Genomic DNA, 24,200 nt, shown 5'->3' on the forward strand with positions numbered 1-24,200 from the left:
GACGAGAAGCGCCGCCAAGGCGCCCGTATCAGTTGATTCTCTGGAGGAAATCATGAGCGACGCCAAGAAGCTGTCCTCGCTGGACGCATCGTTTCTCTATCTGGAAACGCCGGAAATGCCGATGCATGTCGGCAGCATGGCGATCTTTCGCCTCCCCGAAGGCTACAAGGGCGACTTCTTCGAAGAGTTCAAGGCGATGCTCGCCTCGCGGCTGCATATCGCGCCGATCCTCAAAGCGCGCCTGCAGAAGGCGCCGCTCGACATCGACCATCCGTCCTGGGTCGAGGACGACCAGTTCGACATCGACCGTCACATCTTCCGCGCCAGTCTGCCCGCGCCGCGTGATCGCGCGACGCTGGAGCGCATCGTCGGCTGGATGCACGCCAAGCTGTTGAACCGCGCTCGCCCGCTCTGGGAGTTCTACGTCTTCGAGGGCATGAAGGACAACGAGATCGGGCTCTATTCCAAGATGCACCATGCCTGCATCGACGGTGGCGCGGGCGCTGCGCTGACCAGCATGATCTACGACGTGACACCGGTGCCGCGGGAGATCGATCCGCCGGCGGCCAGGAAGGTGGCGCCCGAGCCGCGCGATATCGCAGCCAATTTGATCGATGCCTACCAGCAGCTCTGGACCCAGCCATTCGAGGCGGCGGCCACCGCGAAGAAGAGCCTGGAGTTGCCGCGCTCGGGCAAGAGTGACCTCGGCTCGATCCTGTTCGACAACGCCATGTTCCAGATCGAGAGCGCGGTGAAGTTCGCCGGCGCCATGCCGACCATGTTGAAGAGCCTGTCCGATGTTGTGGCCAAGGTCGCAGACCCCAAATCGCGCGAGAGCCTGCAGTCGATGTCCTCGCCGCCGACCATCCTCAACAAGGCGATCTCATCGGAGCGCAGTTTTGCCGGCACCTCGATCTCGCTGTCGCGCGCCAAGGCGGTGGCGAAAGCGTCTGGCGGCAAGCTCAACGACGTCGTGCTCGCGATCGCCTCCGGCGTGGTGCGGCGTTATCTGATCAGCCAGGGCGCGCTGCCGAACAAGTCGCTCACGGCAGGCGTCCCGATCTCGCTGCGTGAGGAGGGCAACGCCGACTCCAACAACCAGGTGTTCGGCATGATCTGCTCGATCGCGACCGACGTCGAAGACCCGAGGAAGCGGCTGGAAACCATCATCGCGCAATCGACCAAGTCCAAGGAGATGTCGCATCCGTTGCGCGCCCTGATGCCGCAAGTCTCCAACATCTCGATGCTGGGCACGCCGATCCTGGTGCAGATCATGGCGCTGCTTTACAGCCGCTCCGACCTGTCCAACGTGCTGCCGCCGGCGACCAACATCACGGTATCGAACGTGCCGGGCCCGCGGCAGACGCTGTACGCCGCCGGCGCGGAACTGCTGCACATCTTCCCGGTCTCGATCTCGACCCACGGCATCGCGCTCAACATCACCGTGCAGAGCTATCGCGACCAGCTCGATTTCGGCTTCATCGTCGGCGCCAACGTCATTCCCCATGTGCAGGTTTTGTGCGACATGCTGCCGCTCGAATTCGATGCACTCGAGGCGGCGTTCGCGCCTCCGCCTGCCGACATCAAGGGCGCGGCCGAATAGGATTTTGCAATGATTGAAATGCCGCCGCTGCAGTTCGCCGAGACGAACGGCATCCGTATGGGGTTTTATGAAGCCGGCCCGAAGACCGACACACCGCCGGTGGTGCTGTGCCACGGCTGGCCGGAGCTTGCCTTCTCCTGGCGCCACCAGATCAAGGCGCTGGGGGACGCCGGAATCAGGGTGATTGTGCCGGATCAACGTGGCTACGGCGCGACCGACCGCCCCGAGCCGGTCGAAGCCTATGATATGGAGCATCTGACCGGCGACCTCGTCGGCCTGCTCGATCATCTCAAGATCGACAAGGCGATCTTTGTCGGCCACGACTGGGGCGGCTTTGTCGTCTGGCAGATGCCGCTGCGGCACCCGTCGCGCGTCGCCGGCGTCGTCGGCGTCAACACGCCGCATTGGGATCGCGCGCCGGTCGACCCGATCGCGCTGTTCCGCCAACGCTTCGGCGACCAGATGTACATCGTCCAGTTCCAGGATCCGGCGCGGGATCCCGACCGTATCTTCGGCAGCCGCGTCGAGCAGACCTTCGACGCCTTCATGCGCAAGCCGGTCGCGCGCCCACCAGGCACCCCGGAGGAAACGCCGATCGCCGGCGTCGGCGCGTCGGCGCGGCTTAACCTGGCGTTCCCGCAGATGATCGCGAACTATGACGCCAGGCACGATCCGCGGACGCCGATCCTCTCAGTGGAGGAGAAGAAGGTGTTCGTCGACACCTTCACGACGACCGGCTTCACCGGCGGTATCAACTGGTATCGCAACTTCACCCGCAACTGGGAACGCTCATTGGGGCTGGACCATAACGTGCGCGTGCCGTCGCTGATGATCATGGCTGAGAACGACGCAGTGCTGCCGCCGTCGGCCGCTGACGGAATGGAGAAACTGGTGCCGGACCTGGAAAAGTACCTAGTCCGTGACAGCGGCCATTGGACGCAGCAGGAAAAGCCCGAAGAAGTCAGCGCCAAGCTGATCGAGTGGCGTAAACGAAGGTTCGGTTAGACGATAGAGTTTGTCATTCCGGGGCGATGCGTAGCATCGAACCCGGAATCTCGAGATTCCGGGTCTGGTCCTTCGGACCATCCCGGAATGACGAGAGGAGTACGAGGCTAGAGGGGGCACTTCCACAATGGCATCCGGCAACAGACTGAGTCCGATCCCGCAGCCGCCGACGAAGCCGGTGGTCGGCAACATGCTGTCGCTGGATTCGACCGCACCCGTGCAGGATCTGGTGCGGCTCTCGAAGGAGCTCGGGCCGATCTTCTGGCTCGACATGATGGGCGCGCCGATCGTCATCGTCTCCGGCCATGATCTCGTGGAGGAACTCTCCGACGAGAAGCGCTTCGACAAGGCGGTGCGCGGCTCGCTGCGCCGGGTGCGCGCGGTCGGTGGCGACGGCCTGTTCACCGCCGACACCAAAGAGCCGAACTGGAGCAAGGCGCACAACATATTGATGCAGCCGTTCGGCAACCGCGCCATGCAGTCCTACCACCCGAGCATGGTCGATATCGCCGAGCAGCTGGTCCAGAAATGGCAGCGGCTGAACGCCGACGAGGAGATCGACGTCGTCCACGACATGACGGCGTTGACGCTCGATACGATCGGCCTTTGCGGCTTCGACTACCGCTTCAATTCGTTCTATCGCAGGGATTACCACCCCTTCGTGGAATCGCTGGTGCGCTCGCTTGAGACCATCATGATGACCCGCGGCCTGCCGCTCGAAGGGCTGTGGATGCAGAAGCGGCGCAAGACGCTCACCGAAGACGTCGGCTTCATGAACGGGATGGTCGACGAGATCATCGCCGAGCGGCGCGGCAACACCGACGCGACCTCCGACAAGAAGGATATGCTGGCGGCAATGATGACCGGCGTCGACCGCTCTACGGGTGAGCAACTCGACGACGTCAACATCCGCTACCAGATCAACACCTTCCTGATTGCCGGCCACGAGACCACGTCCGGCCTGTTGTCATGCACGATCTATGCGCTGCTGAAGCACCCGGAGATCCTGAAGAAGGCCTATGAGGAGGTCGATCGCGTCCTTGGCTCCGACGTCGATGCGAGGCCGACCTATCAGCAGGTGACGCAACTCACTTACATCACGCAATGCCTGAAGGAGGCGCTGCGGCTGTGGCCGCCGGCGCCGGCCTACGGCATCGCGCCGCTGGCCGACGAAACCATCGGCGGCAAATACAAGCTCCGGAAGAACACCTTTATCACCATTCTGGTGATGGCGCTGCACCGCGACCCCTCGGTCTGGGGTCCGAATCCCGACGTGTTCGATCCGGAGAATTTCAGCCGCGAGGCTGAAGCAAAACGCCCGATCAATGCCTGGAAGCCGTTCGGCAACGGCCAACGCGCCTGCATCGGCCGCGGATTTGCGATGCATGAGTCGGCGCTGGCGATCGGGATGATCCTGCAACGCTTCAGGCTGATGGACATCCACCGCTACCAGATGCAGCTGAAGGAGACGCTGACGGTCAAGCCCGACGGCTTCAAGATCAAGGTACGGCCGCGCGACGACAGGGACCGCGGCGCATTTGCCGGAAGCGCGGGTGCCGTTACCGCTGCGCCAACGGCGCCGCGTGCGCCGATCGCACGTCCAGGCCACAACACGCCGATGCTGGTGTTGTACGGCTCCAACCTCGGTTCGGCCGAGGAGCTGGCGACGCGCATGGCCGATCTCTCCGAGATCAATGGTTTTGCCACACGGCTCGGCCCGCTCGACGACTATGTCGGCAAGCTGCCGGAGGAGGGCGGCGTCCTGATCATCTGCGCCTCCTACAATGGCGCACCGCCCGACAGTGCCACGCAGTTCGTCAAATGGCTCGGCGACGACCTGCCGAAGGATGCCTTTGCCAAGGTGCGCTACGCGGTGTTCGGCTGCGGCAACAGCGATTGGGCGGCGACCTATCAATCCGTGCCGCGCTTCATCGACGAGCAGCTCATCGCGCATGGCGCGCACGCCGTCTATCCGCGCGGCGAAGGCGATGCGCGCAGCGATCTCGACGGCCAGTTCCAGAAATGGTTCCCGGAGGCCGCGAAGGTTGCAACCAAAGAATTCGGCATTGATTGGAATTTCACCCGCACCGCCGAGGATGAGCCGCTCTACGCGATCGAGCCGGTGGCGCAAGGTGCGGTCAATACCATCGTGACGCAAGGCGGCGCGGTGCCGATGAAGGTGCTGATCAACAACGAGCTGCAGACCAAGACGGGTGCCCATCCATCTGATAGGTCGACCCGGCATATCGAGGTCGAGCTGCCGGCGAACCTGAGATATCGCGTTGGCGATCACCTCAGCGTGGTGCCGCGCAACGACCCGACGCTGGTCGATTCCGTTGCACGCCGCTTCGGCTTCCTGCCGGCCGATCAGATCCGTTTGCAGGTCTCGGAGGGCCGCCGCGCGCAATTGCCGGTCCGCAACGCAGTGTCGGTCGGGCGGCTGCTGACCGAATTCGTCGATCTCCAGCAGGTCGCGACCCGCAAGCAGATCCAGATCATGGCCGAGCAGACCCGCTGCCCGGTGACCAAGCCGAAACTGATGGCCTATATCGGCGACGACGATGCCTCTGCCGAGCGCTACCGGGCCGAGGTGCTGGCCAAGCGCAAATCGGTGTTCGATCTGCTCGAGGAATATCCGGCCTGCGAGCTGCCGTTCCACCTGTACCTCGAGATGCTATCGCTGCTCGCGCCGCGCTATTACTCGATCTCGTCGTCACCGGCGGGCGAGGCGCAGCGCTGCAGCGTCACCGTCGGCGTGGTCGAGGCACCCGCAAGCTCGGGCCGCGGCACCTATAAGGGCGTCTGCTCGAACTATCTGGCGCGCCGTCGCGCCGGCGATACCGTCCACGCCACCGTGAAGGAAACCAAGGCCGGCTTCCGCCTGCCCGACGACAACGCCGTGCCGATCATCATGATCGGGCCGGGGACAGGACTGGCGCCGTTCCGCGGCTTCCTGCAGGAGCGCGCGGCCCGCAGGGCGCAGGGCGCAACCCTGGGACCCGCGATGCTGTTCTTCGGCTGCCGCCATTCGGAGCAGGATTTCATCTACGCCGACGAGTTGAAGGCGTTCGCGGCCGACGGTGTCACGGAGCTGCACACCGCGTTCTCGCGTGCCGACGGGCCGAAGACCTATGTGCAGCATCTCGTCGCCACGGAGAAGGATCGGGTCTGGGAGCTGATCCAGCAGGGTGCGATCATCTATGTCTGCGGCGATGGCGGGAAGATGGAACCCGACGTCAAAGCGACGCTGATGTCGATTTATCGCGAACGTTCCGGTGTCGATGCTGACGCCGCCGCGCGCTGGATCGAGGAGATGGGTGCGAAGAATCGATACGTGCTCGACGTCTGGGCAGGTGGGTAAGCTAGGGTGGTCATGCTAAACGTCATCGCATGATTCCATGGGAAAAAATCGACACAGCGGGGATTCCCGGCACTGACGATGAATTACGTCTGATGCGGAGGGGCCGCGAATTTTCGATCATGCTCGGCACCAACGAGTTGATGAACAGCCGCCTGTCTGGCTCGGAAGCTGCGCTGGCGACGCTTGCTGCGAAGCAGATCGAAAAAATCAAGAAGCCGCATTTTCTCATCGGCGGCCTCGGCATGGGCTTTACGCTGCGGGCTGCGCTCGCCGTGCTCGGGAGCGAAGCGCAAATCGTGGTGGCCGAACTGGTACCGGCGGTCGTCGCCTGGGCGCGCGGCCCGATGGCGGAGATATTCGGTAACAGCCTGAGCGACCCGCGCGTGAGCATCCAGGAGGTGGATGTTGCGAAGCTGATCGCGCGGCATCCGCTCACCTTCGATGCGATCCTCCTGGATGTCGATAACGGTCCCGAAGGACTGACCCGCAAGGCCAATGACGCGTTGTACGATGTTGCCGGGCTCAAAACCGCACACACCGCGTTGCGGCGCGGCGGCGTGTTCGCCGTCTGGTCGTCCGGGCCGAATGCAAAATTTCCGAAGTCGCTTCGTCAGGCGGGATTCGAGGTCAACGAAGTTGCGGTCCGTGCCACCGGAAAAGGTGGCGGCGCGCGGCACGTGATCTGGATCGCGACGAAGCAATAACTTCTTCGTCATTCCGGGGCGTGCGAAGCACGAGCCCGGAATCCATTCATCCTCTGCATCGGCGGCGCGATGGATTCCGGGCTCTCGCTTCGCGAGCCCCGGAATGACGAGGGGACCCGACCCATCGGCCTGATCTGGTCCGCGGCTAAAACATCGTGTTGTTGTTCGCCGGGTTCTCCGGGATCGGTTGCACCACGTCCCAATGCTCGACGATCTTGCCGTTCTCCAGCTTGAAGATGTCGACGATCGCGTTGCCGCGGGTGCCGGGCTCGCGCACCGCATGGACGTGAAGGATGACGTAGTCGCCATCCACGAACGAGCGCTTGATCTCGCTGTGCGAGTTCGGGAATTTCTCGCGCAGGAAGGCAATGAACTTGCGGAAGCCGTCAGGACCGTCGGGGGCACCCGGATTGTGCTGCACATAGCGGTCGCCGACATAGGCAAGCGCCGCGTCGGCATCCTTCTGGTTCAGCCCCTTCTCGTAGAAGGCCAGCACTGCCTTGCGGTCGGCTTCTTGCTGGGCTTCGCTCGGCGCAGCCATCGCGACCGGAGAAGCGAGCGCAAGAAAGATTGCGGCGGCGACGGCGGCCCGCAGCCGGAAAATGGTGTTCATCTCTGAAAGCTCCCGGTGACTGATCGCGCGCTCTCTACAGGCTTCGCGTCTTGCGCGGAAGAGCGCACCTCGGGCTTACATGGTTACCCCGGAGAAACTCACCTTACGCTGCCTTGGCCGTCGCCCCATGCGCGTGCTTGTCGATCGCGTCGATGATCTCGGGCCACATAGGAATCGGCAATGCATGTCCCATGCGCTCGATCATCAGGAGTCTTGCGCCCGGGATCGAGGCCGCGGTGTCCTTGCCGCCCTCGGGATTGACCAGCGGATCGACGGTGCCATGGATCACCAGCGTCGGCGCCTTGACGCTGCGCAAACGTGCCTTGCGGCTACCTGAGGCAAGAATGGCGCGGAGCTGGCGGCCGACGCCGGGCGGATTGAGGCCACGCTCATAGGTGCGTCTGGCGCGCGCGGGGTCGAGCGCTTCGTCCTCGGGGAACGAGCCGTTGCGCAACACCTTCCAGGTCTGCGCGTAGCGCGCGAAATACTCCTCCTTGGTCGCCGGCGGTGGCGCCATCAGCACCGCGGCCGCCTCGCGGGTCGGCGGCGGCACCTTGGGATTGCCGGTTGTCGACATGATCGAGGTCAGCGACCGCACCCGTTCCGGGAACGTGATCGCGATCTCCTGCGCGATCATGCCACCCATCGACGCGCCGACGACATGCGCCGATTTGATGCCGAGTTTATCCATCAGCCCGATCGTATCCTGTGCCATGTCGCTCAGTTTGTACGGCGCTGCGACCGGGATCTTCAGGAAGCGCAGCTTGAGCAGTTCGAGCGGGGTTAGGCGCTTGCCGCCGCTCATATGGGAGGACTTGCCGATGTCCCGGTTGTCGAATCGGACAACGCGAAAGCCGCGCCCGGCGAGCTGGCGGCAGAAATCGTCGTCCCAGTGAATCATCTGGGCGCCGAGGCCCATGATCAGCAACAGCGGTTCCGCGTTCGCATCCCCAAATATCTCGTAGCAAATGTCGATGCCATTGGCGTGGATGATTTGCGGCGGCTGATGGGCGAGCGTGGTCACGGGCATCCCCTGCTGGTATCGCGGTCAAAACCCTCTATGCCATGGTTTGACGCAGCGCAGAAGGCTTTCGGTGTCGCTGGTCGCGCCGTGCAGTTGACTCGCCCCACGCGAACGGTGTCGTATGGCGCAAACAAGCGGAAGCGCGGCAAGCGCTCGGGATGGTGTGGAGGACGCCGAATGGCCGACAAGGGCAACGACCCTGCCGTGATCTGGCAGACGATGATGGGCGAGATGGAGAAGGGGTTCAACTCCTTCGGCAACCAGCTCATGGCATCGCCGGAATTTTCGCGCGTGATGAACCAGGCCAGCGGCGCCGCGGCGGGGGCGCAGAAGCAGCTTGGCGAGCTGATGGAGAAATATCTGCTGGCGATGAACCTGCCGAGCCGCGCCCAGCTCGTCGGCATGGCCGAGCGCATCCAGTCGATCGAAGGCCAGCTCAGCGAGATCAAGGCGCTGCTGCAGCAGGTGCACCACAACTCGCTGGCGCCGGAGGGCGGCTATGGCACGCCCCAGCGTCCGCCGCGCACCAAACAGCCACCGCCGGAGGGAGAGCGAAAATGAACGCTCCCACAGGATTTGACGTCGGCTCGATCGCGGAGCGCGTGCAGTCCGAGGTGCAACGCGCGATCCAGCGCAGCATCAAGGGTGTCGAGTATATATCGAGCTCCGGTCCGTCGCTCGGCTCGACGCCGAAGGATGTGCTGATTTCGCGCGGCACCATGAACCTCTATCACTACCGGCCGATGGCAAGCGAAGTCTATCGCGTGCCGATCCTGATCGTGATGGCGACCACCAACCGCGGCTACATTCTCGACCTGGTGCCCGGCCAGAGCTTCATCGAGTTCCTGCTCAAGCGCGGCTACGACATCTATATGCTGGACTGGACCGCGCCGAAGCCCGAGGAAAAATCGCTGGCGATGGAGGATTACGTCCTCGACTTCATCCCGGACTGCGTCCGCCGCGTGCAGCAGGATTCCGGCGAAACGGACATCTCGGTCATCGGCTATTGCTTCGGCGGCGTGCTGTCGCTGCTCTACGCCTCGATCTTCAACGACGGGCCGATGAAGAACCTGATCTGCTTCACGACGCCGATCGATTTCCGCGAGATGAAGCTGTTTCAGAGTTTCTCGGACCGGCGATATTTCGACGTCGACAGGCTGGTGGACAGCGTTGGCAACGTGCCGGGCGACATGATCATGACGTCGTTCGACATGCTGCGGCCGGCGTCACGCGTATTCAGCCAGGTGCAGTTGTGGGACAACATCTGGAACGACGAATACGTCAAAGGTTACCGGATGATGGATCGCTGGGGCACGGACACGCTGCCGCTGGCGGGCGAATATTTCCGTCAGACCGTCAAGAACCTGATGTGGGACAACAAGCTCTTCAACGACACCATGACAGTCGGCGGCCGCGAGGCGAAGCTCGCCAACATCAAGGTGCCGATCCTGCATGCGGTCGCCGAGCACGACCATATCGTGCCGTATGACGCGGCAAAGCACCTGATCACCAAGATCGGCTCCGAGGACAAGGAGGAGGTGATGCTGAAAGGCGGTCACGTCTCACTGGTTGCCGGCGCCAACGCGATCAAGCGGCTGTGGCCGAAACTGGATACCTGGTTGAGCAAGAGATCGACATGACCGAACAACGTTCCTATCCGCGCCACGTCAAGACCGAGGCGGGCGACATCGAATTCCATCTGATGACGCGTGCGGACGAGGCCGCGGTGCTCGCCTTCGCGCAAAAGCTGCCGACGCATGATCTGCTGTTCCTGCCGCGCAACATCAGCCAGCCCAAGGTGCTGTCGGCCTGGGTCAACGAGATCGACCGTGGCGACATCACGAGCCTGCTGGCGATCAAGGAGGGCAAGGTGGTCGGCTGCGGCACGGTGGTGCGTGATCCGCATTCCTGGTCGCCCCATGTCGGCGAAATCAGGATGGTGGTGTCGCTGGATGTGCGCGGGCAGGGCGTCGGCCGGGCGCTGTCGCAGGAGACCTTCGCCATTGCGCTGGGGGCCGGGCTGGAGAAATTCTCGGTGCAGATGACTGTCGACCAGCGGGCGGCGATCGCGCTGTTCGAAAGCCTCGGCTTCAAGGCGGAGGCCCTGCTGCGCGACCACGTCCGCGACGTCGAGGGCAAGACCCACGACATCGTCGTGCTCGGGCACAATGTGGCGCAGGTCCGGGCCCAGATGGAAGCCTATGGGCTTCCCGGGGCAGTCCAGCAGTAATTAGGCACCTTTTGCCGCCGGTTCCGCAGGCAATCTGCCGGATATTTACACTACTCACGCGTTCGTGATATCGCGATGCACCATTGATATTGCGATGCACCATTAACTGTGTCACAACACTCTTGCCCCGGGCCAATCCGGACGGGGTGAGCCCATAGCTCAAACCTGAGGATGGAGAGAGACCCCAATGACCACCGAAACCAATTCCGTGCTGAACACCGTCAAGGATGCCTTCGCGCCCGTCACCGAGGCGTTCACCAAGCTCCAGAACCTGGAAGTTCCGGAAGCCGCCCGTGAGTTCGTGAAGAAGCAGGCCGAGACCGCCAAGACCCGCGCTGCCGATGCGTATGCCGGCTCCGAGAAGGTGACCGCCGCGATCGAATCCGCCGTTGCCGGTTCGGTGACCGAGGCCGCCAAGATCAGCCGTAACATCCAGCAGGCGATTTTCCAGGACGCGGAAGCGTTCTTCTCCGGCATCGACAAGCTTGCTTCGGCGAAGTCGCTGAGCGAAGCCGCCCAGATCCAGTCGGAAATGGTCCGTGCGCGTGGCGAACTGTTCGTCTCGCGGGCGAAGGCGACCACCGAGTATCTCGGCAAGCTCGTCACCGACGGTGCCAAGACCGCGCAGGACAATTTCGCCAAGGTCTACACCAAGACCGCCTGATCGCGATCCGACCAACTGACCAATTCGAAGGCCCGCCGTTTCGCGGGCCTTCTTTTTTGGGCGCCGCGCCATAGATCGTCGCCGTATCCTCCGTCATTCCGGACGACGCGAAGCGGCGATCCGGAATCTCGAGATTCCGGATTCGTGCTTCGCACGCTCCGGAATGACGATAATGGGGGCGGTGCGCTCCGGCTTAATGCATTTGTCCCTACGAAAAGTCCCATGACCCTTCCCGCCGCCCTCAGTGCAACTCCCGTCGACGTTGAACGCGCGGCCGAGCTGCGGCGCGTGAAGTGGCTGGCGACGGGCGTGCTGGCGGCGACCTTCGTCATCTTCATCGCCTCCAAGGCGCTGCTGCCGATGCATCCCGCCTTCGGCTTCATCGCGGCGTTCGCGGAGGCCGCGACGATCGGCGGGCTCGCCGACTGGTATGCCGTCGTCGCCCTGTTCAAGCGGCCGCTGGGACTGCCGATCCCGCACACCGCCATCATCCAGAGCAACCAGCAGCGCATCGCCGAGAAGCTCGGCGAATTCATCGAGACGAATTTCCTCGACAGCGGGCCGGTCGACGCCAAGCTGCGCGAGATCGATTTCGGCAGCTTCATCGCCGACTGGCTGCGCGACCGCAAGCGGGCCGAGGATCTGGCGCGCTTCGTGTTGCGGATGCTGCCCGAGGCGTTATCGGCGACCGAATCGTCGGGCCTGATGCAGTTCATCAGCCGCCGCATCACGACGCAGATCCTCTCGGTCGATCTGGCGCCGCTTGCGGCCGGCGCACTGCGCGGCTTCGTGCAGGAGGGCAAGCATGCGGGCCTGCTCGACGACATCCTGCGTGTGATGCATCAGACGCTGACGCAGCAGGAGACGATGGCGCTGATCCGCGACAAGGTTCGCGCCGAGATGCCGACGCTGCTTAGGCTCTACCGCGCGGACAAGTTCGTGGTGAACCGGATCATCGCCTCGGCCACGAAGTTCTTCGAGGAAGTGCGTGATGACCCGAAGCATCCGTTCCGCGGCGAATTCGATCGCATGCTGCTGTCATTTGTCGACCGGCTCGGCAGCGACCAGGCGTTCGCCGATCGTATCGAGGGTCTCAAGCGCGACCTGATGGCGCGGCCGGAGCTCGGCAATCTCGGGCGCACCATCTGGGCCAACGTCAAGGACTTCATCGAGCGCAGCGCCTCGGGCGAGTCGCAGGTGTTGCAGCATCAACTCGCAAGAATGTTCACCGAGGCCGGCGAGGCGCTGGCCGGCGACGCCGAGCTGCGCGGTGAGATCAACCAGGGGCTGGCCGCGATTCTGCGCACGGTCGTCGCCGAGCAAAAAAGTGGCGTCTCGACCTTCATCGCCGACCAGATGAAGAGCTGGGACATGGAGCAATTGATCGCGTTGATCGAGGTCAATGTCGGCAAGGATTTGCAGTACATCCGCTTCAACGGCTCGCTGATCGGCGGGCTTGCCGGGCTTGCACTTTACACGCTGGAATATGTGCTGCGGCTGCTGTGACCGATTAGGCACGGAAGCGCTTTTAGTTGTGGCGGATGTGACGTAGGGCGCTTGCAAGAAAGTGATCGGTTCCCTAGCTTTTCACGACAGATTGTTGCGTTGCGGAACGATTTCGCCGGATTTGCGTCAATCCCTTTGACCTATCCTGTTGACCATTGCCGGCTGCCGGGACCTCAGGGCAACGCCGGAAGAGGAGTTGAAATGTCCGTTGCTGCGCAGACGCTACGCCCGCCGTCCAGGACGCTGATGTTTCTGGAAGGCCGCGCCATTCACGAACTCGGTGCCTTCCTCGGCGCATTGCCGCTATTGAGCCTTGCTCCACGCGGCGACGGCCATCCGGTGCTGGTGCTGCCCGGGCTCGTTGCGTCCGACACGTCGACCCGTCCGCTGCGCAGCTTTCTCAACAGCAAGGGCTACGCCGTCAGCGGCTGGCGCCAGGGCCGCAATCTCGGGCTTCGTGATGGCGTGCAGAACGCGATGGTCGATCTGCTGCAGGAGATGAACGAGACGAGCGGCCGCAGGGTCTCGCTGGTCGGCTGGAGCCTCGGCGGCCTGTATGCGCGCCAGCTCGCCAAGATGATGCCGGAGCGCGTGCGCCAGGTGATCACGCTCGGCAGCCCGTTTGCAGCGGGTCCGAAGGCGACCAATGCCTGGCGCGTCTACGAGATGGCCAGCGGCCGCCGCGCCGACGAAGACGATGCCCGTTTCGGCGGTTCGCTCGCTGGCGCGCCGCCGGTGCCGACCACCGCGGTGTTCAGCCGCACCGACGGCATCTGCGCCTGGCAGGGCTGCCGGGAGCAGACATCCGCCACGACCGAGAGCATCGAGGTCGAGAGCAGCCATTGCGGCATGGGCCATCATCCGGCCGCCGTCTACGCGGTCGCCGATCGCCTCGCGCAGAAGGAAGGCGAATGGGCCCCGTTCGATCGCGGCGGCTGGCGCAGCATGGTCTATCCGGATCCGAACCGCTGATCTGCGGCCCTCTCCCCGCAAGAGCGGGGCGAGGGAGAGGAGCCCGCATTGTCGTGAATCGACAAAACGCGGTATGCGTGGAGCATGCCGCAGCCGCTTGCCCGCATCATCGACCAGTTGAAGCGTGAGCCGTCGCGCACGGGCTCGATCATCATCACCGTGTTCGGTGACGCCATCGTGCCGCGCGGCGGCTCGGTGTGGCTCGGCACGCTGCTGGAATTCTTCCAGTCGCTCGACATCGACGGCAATGTGGTGCGCACCGCGATGTCGCGACTCGCCGCCGATGGCTGGCTCGAGCGCAGCAAGGTCGGCCGCAACAGCTTCTATCGGCTGATCAAGAAGGGCCGGCAGACCTTCGATACCGCGACGCAGCACATCTACGATCCGCCGCCGTCGGACTGGACCGGTCGCTTCGAGCTGTTGCTGATCGGCAATGCCGAGGAGCGCGACGCCTCGCGCGAGGCGCTGAAGAACGCCGGCTTCGGCAGTCCGTTGCCCGGCGTCTGGGTCGCGCCGTCAGGCGCGCCGATCCCCGATGAGGCGGCGCGCGCGATCCGTCTCGAAGTCTCCGCGGAAGACGATAGCGGGCGGCGATTGCTCAGCGAAAGCTGGCCGCTCGATCGCACCGCGGATGCCTATCTGAAATTCATCAAGACGTTCGAGCCGCTGCGCGGATGGATCGCCCGCGGCGAGGCGCTCAGCGATGCCGATGCCTTCACCGCGCGCATCCTGCTGATCCACCACTACCGCCGCGTCGTGCTGCGCGATCCGCTGCTGCCGTATCAGCTGTTGCCGAAGGACTGGCCGGGCAGGGCGGCGCGGGAGCTCTGCGGTGAGATTTATCGCGGGCTGCTTTCGCCGTCAGAACAATGGCTTGACGACCACGCAACCAACGAGGACGGCCCGCTGCCGAAGCCCAACGGCGCCGTTTCGCGCCGCTTTGAGGGCGTGTGAATATGTTACAGAAACTCCTTGCATTTAGAAAATAGTGTTATATGTTGATTGCAATAACACACCGGGAGGTCGGCCATGTATACGCAGGCGCTCAATTCATCCGACGGCGATGATCGCGGAATTGAGGATGCTGCCCGAGCCGCGCAATTCCAGGCGCGCATCGACGACGACGAGCGCATCGAGGCGAACGACTGGATGCCGTCAGCCTATCGCAAGACGCTGACCCGGCAGATTTCCCAGCACGCCCATTCCGAAATCGTCGGCATGCTGCCGGAAGGCAACTGGATCACCCGCGCGCCCAGCCTGCGCCGCAAGGCTGCGCTGCTGGCAAAAGTGCAGGATGAATGCGGCCACGGGCTCTATCTCTACGCCGCCGCCGAGACGCTCGGCACCTCGCGCGAAGAGCTCGTCGACCTGATGCTCTCGGGCAAGGCGAAATATTCCTCTATCTTCAATTATCCGACGTTGACCTGGGCCGACATCGGCACGGTCGGCTGGCTGGTCGATGGGGCGGCGATCATGAACCAGATCCCGTTGTGCCGCTGTTCCTACGGTCCCTATGCGCGCGCGATGATCCGCGTCTGCAAGGAAGAGTCGTTCCACCAGCGCCAGGGCTTTGAGATCATCGTGACGCTGTGCCGCGGCACCGAAGAGCAGAAGGCGATGGCGCAGAATGCGCTGGAGCGCTGGTGGTGGCCGGTGCTGATGATGTTCGGCCCGCCCGACAAGGCGAGCCAGCACAGCGACACCTCGACCAAGTGGAAGATCAAGCGCTTCTCCAACGACGAGTTGCGCCAGAAATTCGTCGATGCCACCGTGCCGCAGGCGCAATATCTCGGACTGACCATCCCGGATCCCGGCATGAAGCAGAACGAGAACGGCAACTGGGAATACAGCCCGATCGACTGGGAAGAGTTCAACCAGGTGCTTGCCGGCAACGGCCCCTGCAACCGCGACCGTCTCACCGCACGCCGCAAGGCGCATGACGAGGGCGCCTGGGTGCGCGAGGCCGCGATGGCCTATGCCGAGAAGCGCGAGAACCGCAAGCTCGCGCAAGCCGCCGAATAGGGGAGCACTGAGATGGCCACGCCGAACACCCCGCTCTGGGAAGTCTTCATCCGCAGCCGCAACGGGCTCGCGCACAAGCATGTCGGCTCGCTGCACGCGACTGATGCGACGCTCGCGTTGCAGGCCGCACGCGATATCTACACCCGCCGCGGCGAAGGCCTGTCGATCTGGGTGGTGCCCTCGAATGCGATCACCGCGTCCGATCCGTCCGAGAAGGGCATGATGTTCGAGCCGTCGGAGTCGAAGATCTATCGTCACCCGACGTTCTACGATGTGCCGGACGAAGTCGGACATATGTGAGTTTTCTCCGTCATTGCGAGCCAACGGGTCGGGCGAATGCCCGCCCGATGACAGGCTCCGCGAAGCAATCCATCGGGCCGCAAAGCAAGTGTGGATTGCTTCGTCGCTTCGCTCCTCGCAATGACGCCTGAGCAAACAGGTTTTATGAAAATGACCGCTGCCAACATCAAAGTCGCCGAAACGCCGCTGGTGCTCTACGCGCTGCGTCGCGCCGACGATGCGCTGATCCTCGGCCATCGGCTCTCCGAATGGTGCGGCCATGCGCCCGCGATGGAAGAGGACATGGCGCTCGCCAATATGGGCCTCGATTTGCTCGGCCAGGCCCGCGAGCTTTACAGCTATGCCGCCAAGGTCGAAGGCAAGGACAATGACGAGGACAAGTTCGCTTATCTGCGCGACGTCCGCCAGTACCGCAATCTCCTGCTGCTGGAGCAGCCGAACGGCGACTTCGCCCGCACCTTGGTGCGGCAGTTCTTCTACGCGGCGTTTGCCGATCTCTACTGGCGCGCAATGTTGGGGTCATCGGATCCGACGCTCGCCGCGATCGCGGCGAAGTCGGAGAAGGAGACGGCGTATCATTTGAGGCATTCGTCGGAATGGATCGTCCGGCTCGGCGACGGCACCGAGGAGAGCCATCGCCGCGCGCAGGATGCGATCGATGATCTCTGGGCCTATACCGGCGAGATGTTTGCGGTCGACGACAGCGAGCGCGGCCTGATCGATGCAGGCATCGCGATCGACCCGGCGGCGCTGCAGCCACGCTGGTCGAAGACGGTGACTGGCGTGGTCAATGAGGCGACGCTGTCGCTGCCGAAAAGCAATTGGATGCAGCAGGGCGGCCGTAGCGGCCGGCACAGCGAGCATCTCGGCCATCTCCTCAGCGAGCTGCAGTCGCTGCCGCGGACCTTTCCGGGGGCAACATGGTAACGGCTGCGATCAGCGATGCCGACCTGCGCCGACGCGCCTGGAGCGCGGCTGCGCAAGTGGTCGATCCTGAGATCCCGGTGCTGACGATCGCCGATCTCGGCGTGCTGCGCGATGTCGCCGTCCACGATGGCCATGTCGAGGTCGCGATCACGCCGACCTATTCCGGCTGCCCCGCGATGAACATGATCGCGCTGGAGATCGAGCTCGCGCTGGAACGCGAAGGCATTCATCAGCCCAAGGTGCGGACCGTGCTGTCGCCGGCCTGGACCACGGACTGGATGAGCGAGGACGGCCGCCGCAAATTGAGGGATTACGGCATCGCGCCGCCGCTGCCGGGCTCGTCCCGCCGCGCGCTGTTCGGCGAGCAGCAGGTGATGTGCCCGCAATGCAGCTCTGGTGATACTGAACTTCTGTCCGAATTCGGCTCGACCTCCTGCAAGGCGCTGTGGCGTTGCAAGAGCTGCCGCGAACCCTTCGACTACTTCAAGTGTCATTGACCATGTCAACTCCGCGCTTTCACCGTCTGGCCGTCAACGATCTGCGCCGCGAGGCGTCGGATGCGGTCTCCATGACCTTCGCGATCCCCAGGGATTTGCAAGGCGATTACAGCTTCACGCCCGGTCAGTATTTGACGCTGCGCACCACCATGGACGGCGAGGAGATCCGCCGTTCCTATTCGATCTGCTCGGGTCCTGATGACGGCGAACTGCGCATCGCGGTGAAGAAGGTCGATGGTGGCGCGTTTTCGGGCTGGGCGGCGGACGAATTGAAGGCCGGCGACGAACTCGACGTGATGACGCCGACCGGCCGCTTTGGGATTACGCACGCACCGGATCAGGCGCGCGTCTATGTCGGCTTTGCCGCCGGCAGCGGCATCACGCCGATCCTATCGATCGTCAAGGGCGTGCTGGCGCGCGAGCCTGACAGCCGCTTCTTCCTGTTCTATGGCAACCGCTCGACCGAGAGCATGCTGTTCCGCGAGGCGTTCGAGGAACTGAAGGATCGCTTCATGCAGCGGCTCTCGGTATTCCACGTCATCTCGGGCGAGGAACAGGACATTCCGATCCTGCAAGGCCGGCTCGACGGCGACAAGGTGCGGGTGCTGTTGCGCTCGCTGGTGCCGGCCGCAAGCGTCGATCACGTCTTCATTTGCGGTCCGACCGGGATGAGCGAGACGATCGAGGCAACCTGCCGCGAGATCGGCATCGCCGACGAGCGCATCCATGTCGAGCGCTTCGTCTCGGAATTCGGCGGCAAGCCGCGGCCGAAGACGGTGGTCGCAGCGGGCGCGCCGCCCAAGGCGATCGCCTCTTTGGTCATCGACGGCAAACGCCGCGAGGTGCCGGTGGCCGACGGTGAATCAATCCTCGACGCCGCGCTGCGCGCCGGCATGGACCTTCCGTTCGCCTGCAAGGGCGGCATGTGCTCCACCTGCCGCGCCAAGCTGGTCGAGGGCGATGCGAAGATGGATCTGAATTATTCGCTGGAGCCGTGGGAGCTGAAGGCGGGATTCATTCTCACCTGCCAGGCCAAGCCGTGTTCTGAGAAGGTCGTGGTCGATTACGATCACGTGTAGTTTGTCATTCCGGGGCGTCCGAAGGACGAACCCGGAATCTCGAGATTCCGGGTTCTCGCTTCGCGAGCCCCGGAATGACGGAAGTTGGTAGCGTTGACAACTTTGTTGCTGCGCCCAAGATGAGACGAAGAGGCCCTTGCAACGGGTCCGCTGACAGGGAGTTCGACGTGAACGTCAAGGCCACGCTATCGCCCGAAGACATGACGCGGGAAGATCTGGCCCGCGCTTGCGCGGAAGCGATGTGGAAAGAGGACGATGCCAGCAAGGGCCTCGGCATGGAGCTCGTTGAGATCAAGCCGGGGCTGGCTGTGATGGCGATGATCGTGCAGCCGCACATGGTCAACGGCCAGCGCATCTGTCACGGCGGATTCATCTTCACGCTGGCCGATTCCGCTTTCGCCTTTGCCTGCAACAGCCACAATGAGCGCGCGGTGGCAGCCCAAGGCAACATCACCTTCATTCGTCCGGGCAAGCTCGGTGACCGTCTGGTCGCCACCGCGCGCGAGATCTCGCGCAGCGGCCGCTCCGGCATCTACGACGTCCGCGTCACGGCTTGCGATAGTGTGATCGCCGAATTCCGCGGCCATTCGCGCGTGATAGCGAGCACCTGGCTGCCAGAGACCGACAACAAGAGATAACGACCTCGGGGGATATGTGATGGCGACGGCAAAGCTGAAGGTCAAGGAGGGCGGTTACCGCGCCGAGCTCGACGACGCCGAACGCGCCTCGCGCGACGAGATCATGGCGTTGCAAGCCAGGCGGCTGGCCTGCTCGCTCAAGCATGCCTACGATAATGTCACGCATTACAAGAAGGCGTTCGACGCGGCCGGCGTGCATCCGTCCGATTTCAGGCAGCTCTCGGACCTCGCCAAATTCCCGTTCACGGTGAAGACGGATCTCCGCGACAACTATCCTTTCAACATGTTCGCGGTGCCGCGCGAAAAACTGGTCCGGATCCATGGCTCGTCGGGCACCACGGGCAAGCCGATCGTGGTCGGCTACACCAAGGGCGACATCGACGTCTGGTCGGATGTGATGGCGCGCTCGATCCGCGCGGCCGGCGGCCGCACCGGGATGCTGATGCACAATGCCTACGGCTATGGCCTGTTCACCGGCGGTCTCGGCGCGCATTACGGCGCCGAGCGGCTCGGCTGCACCGTGGTGCCGATCTCCGGCGGCATGACCGAGCGGCAGGTGCAGCTGATCAACGACTTCCGGCCGGACATCATCACGGTGACGCCGAGCTACATGCTGGCGATCCTCGACGAGTTCAAGAAGCAGGGGCTCGATCCGCGCAAATCGTCGCTGAAGTTCGGCATCTTCGGCGCCGAGCCCTGGACCAACGCGATGCGTGTCGAGATCGAGCATGCCTTTGATATGGACGCCACCGACATCTACGGCCTCTCCGAGGTGATGGGCCCCGGCGTCGCGCAGGAATGCGTGGAGACCAAGGACGGCCTGCATATTTGGGAGGACCACTTCTACCCTGAAGTGATCGACCCCGAGACCGGCAAGGTGCTGCCGGATGGCGAAAAGGGCGAGCTGGTCTTCACCTCGTTGACCAAGGAAGGTTTTCCGATCATCCGCTACCGCACCCGCGACCTGACGCGGCTGTTGCCGGGCACGGCGCGGCCCGGCATGCGGCGGATGGAAAAGGTGACCGGCCGCTCCGATGACATGATCATCCTGCGCGGCGTCAACGTGTTCCCGACCCAGATCGAGGAGGCGTTGCTCGCGACCGACTGGTGCGGCGGCCACTTCATCATCGAGCTGACCCGCGACGGCCGAATGGACGAGATGACCGTGCTCGCCGAAGCCCGCCCTGAGATCTGGGACGGCAGCGGGCTCGTCGCCCACGCTGAAAAGGTCTCGGTCTTCATCAAGAACACGATCGGTATCACCGCCCGCGTCCGCGCCGTCGCCCCCGAAACGCTGGAACGTTCACTCGGCAAGGCGAAACGGGTTTACGACAAGCGGCCGAAAGCCTAGCTTCGCGCCCGCAATCCAAGAGGGCGCAGGGTTCGATGGCAAATTCCAGTGACGTGACGGCCGCGGAGATCGTGGCTTCGATCCGCGACAAGAAGGTGTCGGCGGTCAGCGTCGTGCAGGCCGCGCTCGATCGCGCCGAACGGCTCAAGGATCTCAACGCATTCATCCTGCTGAACCGGGACGGCGCGCTCGCAGCGGCGCGCCAGGTCGATGCGGGTGCGCGGACCGGTGCGCTCGCCGGCCTGCCTGTTGTCGTCAAGGACAACATCAACACCGCCGATCTCCCGACCTCGGGCGGCACGCCGGCGTTGCAGCATGCGCGACCGGCGCGGAATGCGCCGTCGCTGCAGAAATTGCTCGATGCCGGCGCTGTCGTCATCGGCAAGACCAATCTTCACGAACTCGCATTCGGCATCACCAGCACCAATTTTGCGCCGTTCGCTGGGACGGTGAAAAACCCGTACGACACGACCCGGATTCCCGGCGGGTCGTCGGGCGGAACGTCGGCGGCGATCGCCGCGCGCATCGCCACCTGTGGCCTCGGATCTGACACCGGCGGCTCGACCCGCGTGCCCGCGGCGCTGACCGGGACCGTCGGCCTGCGGCCGTCGGTCGGCAACGGCGGCGCCGAGCGGCGCTATCACGACGACAATCAGGTGGTTCCGATCAGCCATACCCGCGATACTGTCGGTCCGATGGGTCGGACCGTGGCGGATGTCGCATTGCTCGATGCCGTGATCACGGGCACGCAGCAGGCCACGGCCATTCCGTTGCGTGGCAAGCGCCTCGGCATCCCCGCGATCTTCTGGCGCGGATTGGATCGCGATATCGAGGCCGTCTGCCGCGCGGCCTGCGCCCGGCTGAGCGAGGCCGGCGCAGTGCTGGTTGACGTCGACATGCCCGGTTTGTTCGCGCAGAACGAGAAGGTCTCGTTCGTGGTCGCGCTGCATGAACCGATCGCCGATATCCCAGCCTATCTCGAAGCGTCCGGGCTCGCGGGCATCACGCTTGCCGACATCGCCGCAAAGGTCGCCAGCCCCGATGTGGTCGGCGCGTTCGGAGCCATTACCGCTGATGCCTTCGGTGCGGCCTATGACGACGCGATGCGGGTGCAGCGGCCGGCGCTGCAGGCGATCTACGCCGCGTATCTCCGCGACAACGGTCTGGATGCGATCCTGTTTCCGACCACCATTGCCCCAGCACCAGTGATCGATGCCACCAACGGGTCCGGCGATATGTCGGTCAATGGCGGCGAGCCGGCGCAAACCTTCGGCACCATGATCCGCAACACCGATCCCGCCAGCAATGCCGGCCTTCCCGGCCTGTCGCTCTATGCCGGCATGACGCCGGGTGGATTGCCGGTCGGGCTCGAGATCGATGGTCCAGTTGGAAGCGATACCCGGTTGCTCGGGCTCGGACTGTCGATCGAGACGATCCTGGGCTCGGCTCCTCCGCCGAACTTGTGACCCGTCATCATCGCGGTGCGGCAAGTCTGTCGCGCCGCGGTTTGACGCAACAAGCCCCTTGAATTGAACGGTCAGTCGATTAGTCATGACGCCAAGCCGCCTGGCGGCAATGATCCCTGTGGGCGTGGCGTCACGCCAGAACTGGAATGCCCATGCCGTCGGCTCTCTCCAATCGTTATCAGGTCGAAGCGCGCTGCGTGCGCCTGGTGACGAAGGCGGAGAATGCGGCAGCGGTGTCGCCCGTTGTCGAGACGCACACGCTGTCGCGCGGCGACAATGACCTCTTGATCGAGGTCAAGGCCGCCGCGGTCAATCCGTCCGATGTGAAAGCCGCGACCGGGCTGATGCCCTATGCCGTGTTTCCGCGCACGTCGGGGCGTGACTATGCGGGTGTCGTGCTCGACGGCCCGCCGGGCTGGACCGGGCGCGAGGTGTTCGGCTCGTCCGGCGACCTCGGCATCCGCCGCGACGGCACCCATGCCACGCATCTCGTGGTCGAGGCCGACGCCGTGGTCGAGAAGCCCGGCAGCATCTCGTGGGAGGAGGCGGCGGGGATCGGCGTGCCCTTCGTCACCGCGATGGAAGGCCTGCGCCGCGCGGGGTTGCCGCAAAACGGCGAGACCCTGCTGGTGATGGGCGTCAACGGCAAGGTCGGGCAATCAGCGGTGCAGATCGCGAGCTGGCACGGCGCGCGCGTGATCGGCGTGGCGCGCAAGAGCGAGCCCTATGAGGGCCACAGCAATTCACCGGTCGAGGTGATCGATGCCTCTGTAACCGATGTCGCCACCCGGGTGCGCGAGCTGACCGGCGGCAGGGGCGCCGATATCGTCTTCAACACCGTCGGTGATCCCTATTTCCAGGCCGCGCACAAGTCGCTGGCGCTGCGCGGCCGCCAGATCCTGATCGCGGCGGTCGACCGCATCGTGCAGTTCAACATCCTCGAATTCTATCGGGGACAGCACACCTATGTTGGCATCGACACGCTCGGGCTGTCGTCGGTTGCGACCGGTGCGGTGCTGCGCGTACTTGTGCCGGGGTTTGCCAGCGGGCATCTGAAGCCGTTTCCGATCAAGCCAAGCGCGGTCTATCCGCTGGAGCAGGCCAAGGCAGCCTTCGTCGCGGTGGCCGGCTCGTCCCGCGATCGCGTGATCCTGCGGCCTTAGGAAGCGAAGGCAGCCACATGAACTCCGCCACGACAGTCATCCTCTCCGCCCTGGTCATCGGCCTGATCTATGGCTCGGTCGGGTTGCTCAGCGGCTTCTGCATGATGAGCAGCCTGCGCGGCTGGTGGGCGCAGGGTGATCGCCGGCTGGTGCGCACCTTTGCATTGGCGATGGGTGTCGGGATTGCGGCCTCGCAGCTCCTTGCAGCCGCCGGGCTCGTCGATCTCGGCAAGTCGATCTATTTGCAGCCATCGTTCTCGGCGCCGGTGATGTTCCTCGGCGGCCTGCTGTTCGGTTACGGCATGGTGCTGTCGAACGGTTGCGGCTCGCGCGCGCTGGTGCTGCTCGGGCGCGGCAATCTCCGTTCGTTTGTGGTCGTGATCGTGCTCGGCATCTTTGCCGAGATGACGCTAAAGGGACTGATCGCGCCGGCGCGGATCGCGATGGTGCAGGTGTCGCAAGTGACCCTGACGACCAATTCAGCGCCGGCGCTGCTTGCGGCCCTCGGCCTCAGTGCCGCGCACGCGCGGATGGCTGCGGCGTCGGTGCTCGCTGCTGCGCTGATCATCTTTGCGTTTGCGCATGCGCCGTTCCGGAAATCGTTTGGCCAGATGTTGGCCGGCCTGATCGTCGGCCTCCTTGTGGCCGCCGGCTGGTATGCGACTGGCTTTCTCGGCGCCGATGATTTCAACCCGACGCCGGTGACCTCGCTGACCTTCGTCGCGCCGATCGCGGACTCGCTGCAATATGTGATGCTGTCGACCGGCTCGACCCTCAACTTCGGCATCGTCACGGTGTTCGGCGTGTTCGCCGGCAGCCTGGTCACGGCACTCGCTACCGGGCGCTTCCGCCTCGAGGGCTATCAGTCGCCGTGGCACATGCTGCGTTCGGCCGGTGGCGCCGCGCTGATGGGCACGGGCGGTGTGATGGCATTCGGCTGCTCGATCGGCCAGGGGCTGACCGGCCTGTCGACGCTGTCGCTGGCATCGTTCGTCGCGGTCGCCGGCATCATGCTGGGCGCCGCCGCCGGACTGCGCGGCGCGCTCCGGGTTCGGCCGCTCGCGACAACCTGAAA

At 64.1% G+C, this 24,200-nt stretch carries 23 protein-coding genes; 21 read left to right on the forward strand and 2 right to left on the reverse strand.

Annotated features, from left to right (window positions below; all coding sequences use genetic code 11):
* Positions 1-52 precede the first annotated feature (52 nt).
* The 4 genes from UP10_RS40195 to UP10_RS40210 all read left to right on the forward strand — a co-directional run bounded on the left by UP10_RS40195 (position 53) and on the right by UP10_RS40210 (position 6,673).
* Complete coding sequence (locus tag UP10_RS40195; protein WP_044592685.1) at positions 53-1,603, forward strand: WS/DGAT/MGAT family O-acyltransferase; 1,551 nt, start codon at positions 53-55, stop codon at positions 1,601-1,603.
* Between the two features lie 9 nt (positions 1,604-1,612).
* On the forward strand, positions 1,613-2,608 hold the full coding sequence (locus tag UP10_RS40200) for an alpha/beta fold hydrolase (protein ID WP_044592686.1): 996 nt from the start codon (positions 1,613-1,615) through the stop codon (positions 2,606-2,608).
* A gap of 127 nt (positions 2,609-2,735) precedes the next feature.
* Positions 2,736-5,969, forward strand: coding sequence for a bifunctional cytochrome P450/NADPH--P450 reductase (locus UP10_RS40205; RefSeq protein ID WP_044592687.1), 3,234 nt, complete (start codon positions 2,736-2,738; stop codon positions 5,967-5,969).
* A gap of 29 nt (positions 5,970-5,998) precedes the next feature.
* Positions 5,999-6,673, forward strand: coding sequence for a polyamine aminopropyltransferase (locus UP10_RS40210; protein WP_044592688.1), 675 nt, complete (start codon positions 5,999-6,001; stop codon positions 6,671-6,673).
* Positions 6,674-6,818: 145 nt separating this feature from the next.
* Here UP10_RS40210 and UP10_RS40215 read toward each other — a convergent pair whose 3' ends face one another.
* Together UP10_RS40215 and UP10_RS40220 are read right to left on the reverse strand one after the other, a co-directional pair.
* A complete protein-coding gene (locus UP10_RS40215) occupies positions 6,819-7,286 on the reverse strand; it encodes a nuclear transport factor 2 family protein (protein WP_044592689.1) in 468 nt (155 codons plus the stop codon).
* A 103-nt stretch (positions 7,287-7,389) separates the two neighbouring features.
* Positions 7,390-8,316, reverse strand: coding sequence for an alpha/beta fold hydrolase (locus UP10_RS40220; protein ID WP_156180737.1), 927 nt, complete (start codon positions 8,314-8,316; stop codon positions 7,390-7,392).
* Between the two features lie 171 nt (positions 8,317-8,487).
* Here UP10_RS40220 and UP10_RS40225 point away from each other — a divergent pair, with 171 nt between their 5' ends.
* The 17 genes from UP10_RS40225 (at position 8,488) to UP10_RS40305 (ending at position 24,198) form a co-directional block, all read left to right on the forward strand.
* Positions 8,488-8,871, forward strand: coding sequence for a hypothetical protein (locus UP10_RS40225; protein ID WP_044592690.1), 384 nt, complete (start codon positions 8,488-8,490; stop codon positions 8,869-8,871).
* Entirely contained in the window at positions 8,868-9,950 is a 1,083-nt protein-coding gene (locus UP10_RS40230; RefSeq protein ID WP_044592691.1) for a PHA/PHB synthase family protein, read from the forward strand. Before UP10_RS40225 ends, UP10_RS40230 begins: the two co-directional genes overlap by 4 nt.
* Positions 9,947-10,540 (forward strand): GNAT family N-acetyltransferase, encoded by a 594-nt coding sequence (locus UP10_RS40235; RefSeq protein WP_044538690.1) that lies wholly within the window; start codon positions 9,947-9,949, stop codon positions 10,538-10,540. Before UP10_RS40230 ends, UP10_RS40235 begins: the two co-directional genes overlap by 4 nt.
* 187 nt (positions 10,541-10,727) lie before the next feature.
* Positions 10,728-11,204, forward strand: a complete 477-nt coding sequence (locus UP10_RS40240) for a phasin (protein ID WP_044592692.1) — start codon at positions 10,728-10,730, stop codon at positions 11,202-11,204.
* 222 nt (positions 11,205-11,426) lie between these two features.
* Positions 11,427-12,710 (forward strand): DUF445 domain-containing protein, encoded by a 1,284-nt coding sequence (locus UP10_RS40245; RefSeq protein WP_044592693.1) that lies wholly within the window; start codon positions 11,427-11,429, stop codon positions 12,708-12,710.
* 201 nt (positions 12,711-12,911) lie between these two features.
* A complete protein-coding gene (locus UP10_RS40250; RefSeq protein WP_044592694.1) occupies positions 12,912-13,682 on the forward strand; it encodes an esterase/lipase family protein in 771 nt (256 codons plus the stop codon).
* 84 nt (positions 13,683-13,766) lie between these two features.
* Positions 13,767-14,636, forward strand: coding sequence for a phenylacetic acid degradation operon negative regulatory protein PaaX (gene paaX, locus UP10_RS40255; RefSeq protein ID WP_044592695.1), 870 nt, complete (start codon positions 13,767-13,769; stop codon positions 14,634-14,636).
* A gap of 75 nt (positions 14,637-14,711) precedes the next feature.
* Positions 14,712-15,704, forward strand: a complete 993-nt coding sequence (gene paaA, locus UP10_RS40260; RefSeq protein WP_044592696.1) for a 1,2-phenylacetyl-CoA epoxidase subunit PaaA — start codon at positions 14,712-14,714, stop codon at positions 15,702-15,704.
* Between the two features lie 12 nt (positions 15,705-15,716).
* Positions 15,717-16,004, forward strand: a complete 288-nt coding sequence (gene paaB / locus UP10_RS40265; protein WP_044538683.1) for a 1,2-phenylacetyl-CoA epoxidase subunit PaaB — start codon at positions 15,717-15,719, stop codon at positions 16,002-16,004.
* 150 nt (positions 16,005-16,154) lie between these two features.
* Complete coding sequence (paaC, locus tag UP10_RS40270) at positions 16,155-16,931, forward strand: 1,2-phenylacetyl-CoA epoxidase subunit PaaC (protein ID WP_044592715.1); 777 nt, start codon at positions 16,155-16,157, stop codon at positions 16,929-16,931.
* Positions 16,925-17,428 (forward strand): 1,2-phenylacetyl-CoA epoxidase subunit PaaD, encoded by a 504-nt coding sequence (paaD, locus tag UP10_RS40275; protein ID WP_044592697.1) that lies wholly within the window; start codon positions 16,925-16,927, stop codon positions 17,426-17,428. Before paaC ends, paaD begins: the two co-directional genes overlap by 7 nt.
* Positions 17,429-17,430: 2 nt before the next feature.
* Positions 17,431-18,507 (forward strand): 1,2-phenylacetyl-CoA epoxidase subunit PaaE, encoded by a 1,077-nt coding sequence (paaE, locus tag UP10_RS40280; RefSeq protein WP_044592698.1) that lies wholly within the window; start codon positions 17,431-17,433, stop codon positions 18,505-18,507.
* Between the two features lie 167 nt (positions 18,508-18,674).
* A complete protein-coding gene (paaI, locus tag UP10_RS40285) occupies positions 18,675-19,145 on the forward strand; it encodes a hydroxyphenylacetyl-CoA thioesterase PaaI (RefSeq protein WP_044592699.1) in 471 nt (156 codons plus the stop codon).
* 19 nt (positions 19,146-19,164) lie between these two features.
* Complete coding sequence (gene paaK / locus UP10_RS40290) at positions 19,165-20,496, forward strand: phenylacetate--CoA ligase PaaK (protein WP_044592700.1); 1,332 nt, start codon at positions 19,165-19,167, stop codon at positions 20,494-20,496.
* A 35-nt stretch (positions 20,497-20,531) separates the two neighbouring features.
* On the forward strand, positions 20,532-21,962 hold the full coding sequence (gene iaaH / locus UP10_RS40295) for an indoleacetamide hydrolase (protein WP_044592701.1): 1,431 nt from the start codon (positions 20,532-20,534) through the stop codon (positions 21,960-21,962).
* A gap of 152 nt (positions 21,963-22,114) precedes the next feature.
* Positions 22,115-23,125, forward strand: a complete 1,011-nt coding sequence (locus UP10_RS40300; RefSeq protein WP_044592716.1) for a quinone oxidoreductase family protein — start codon at positions 22,115-22,117, stop codon at positions 23,123-23,125.
* Positions 23,126-23,142: 17 nt separating this feature from the next.
* Positions 23,143-24,198, forward strand: coding sequence for a YeeE/YedE family protein (locus UP10_RS40305; RefSeq protein ID WP_044592702.1), 1,056 nt, complete (start codon positions 23,143-23,145; stop codon positions 24,196-24,198).
* Positions 24,199-24,200 lie beyond the last annotated feature (2 nt).

Source organism: Bradyrhizobium sp. LTSPM299, from assembly GCF_000938235.1.
Taxonomy (GTDB): Bacteria; Pseudomonadota; Alphaproteobacteria; order Rhizobiales; family Xanthobacteraceae; genus Bradyrhizobium.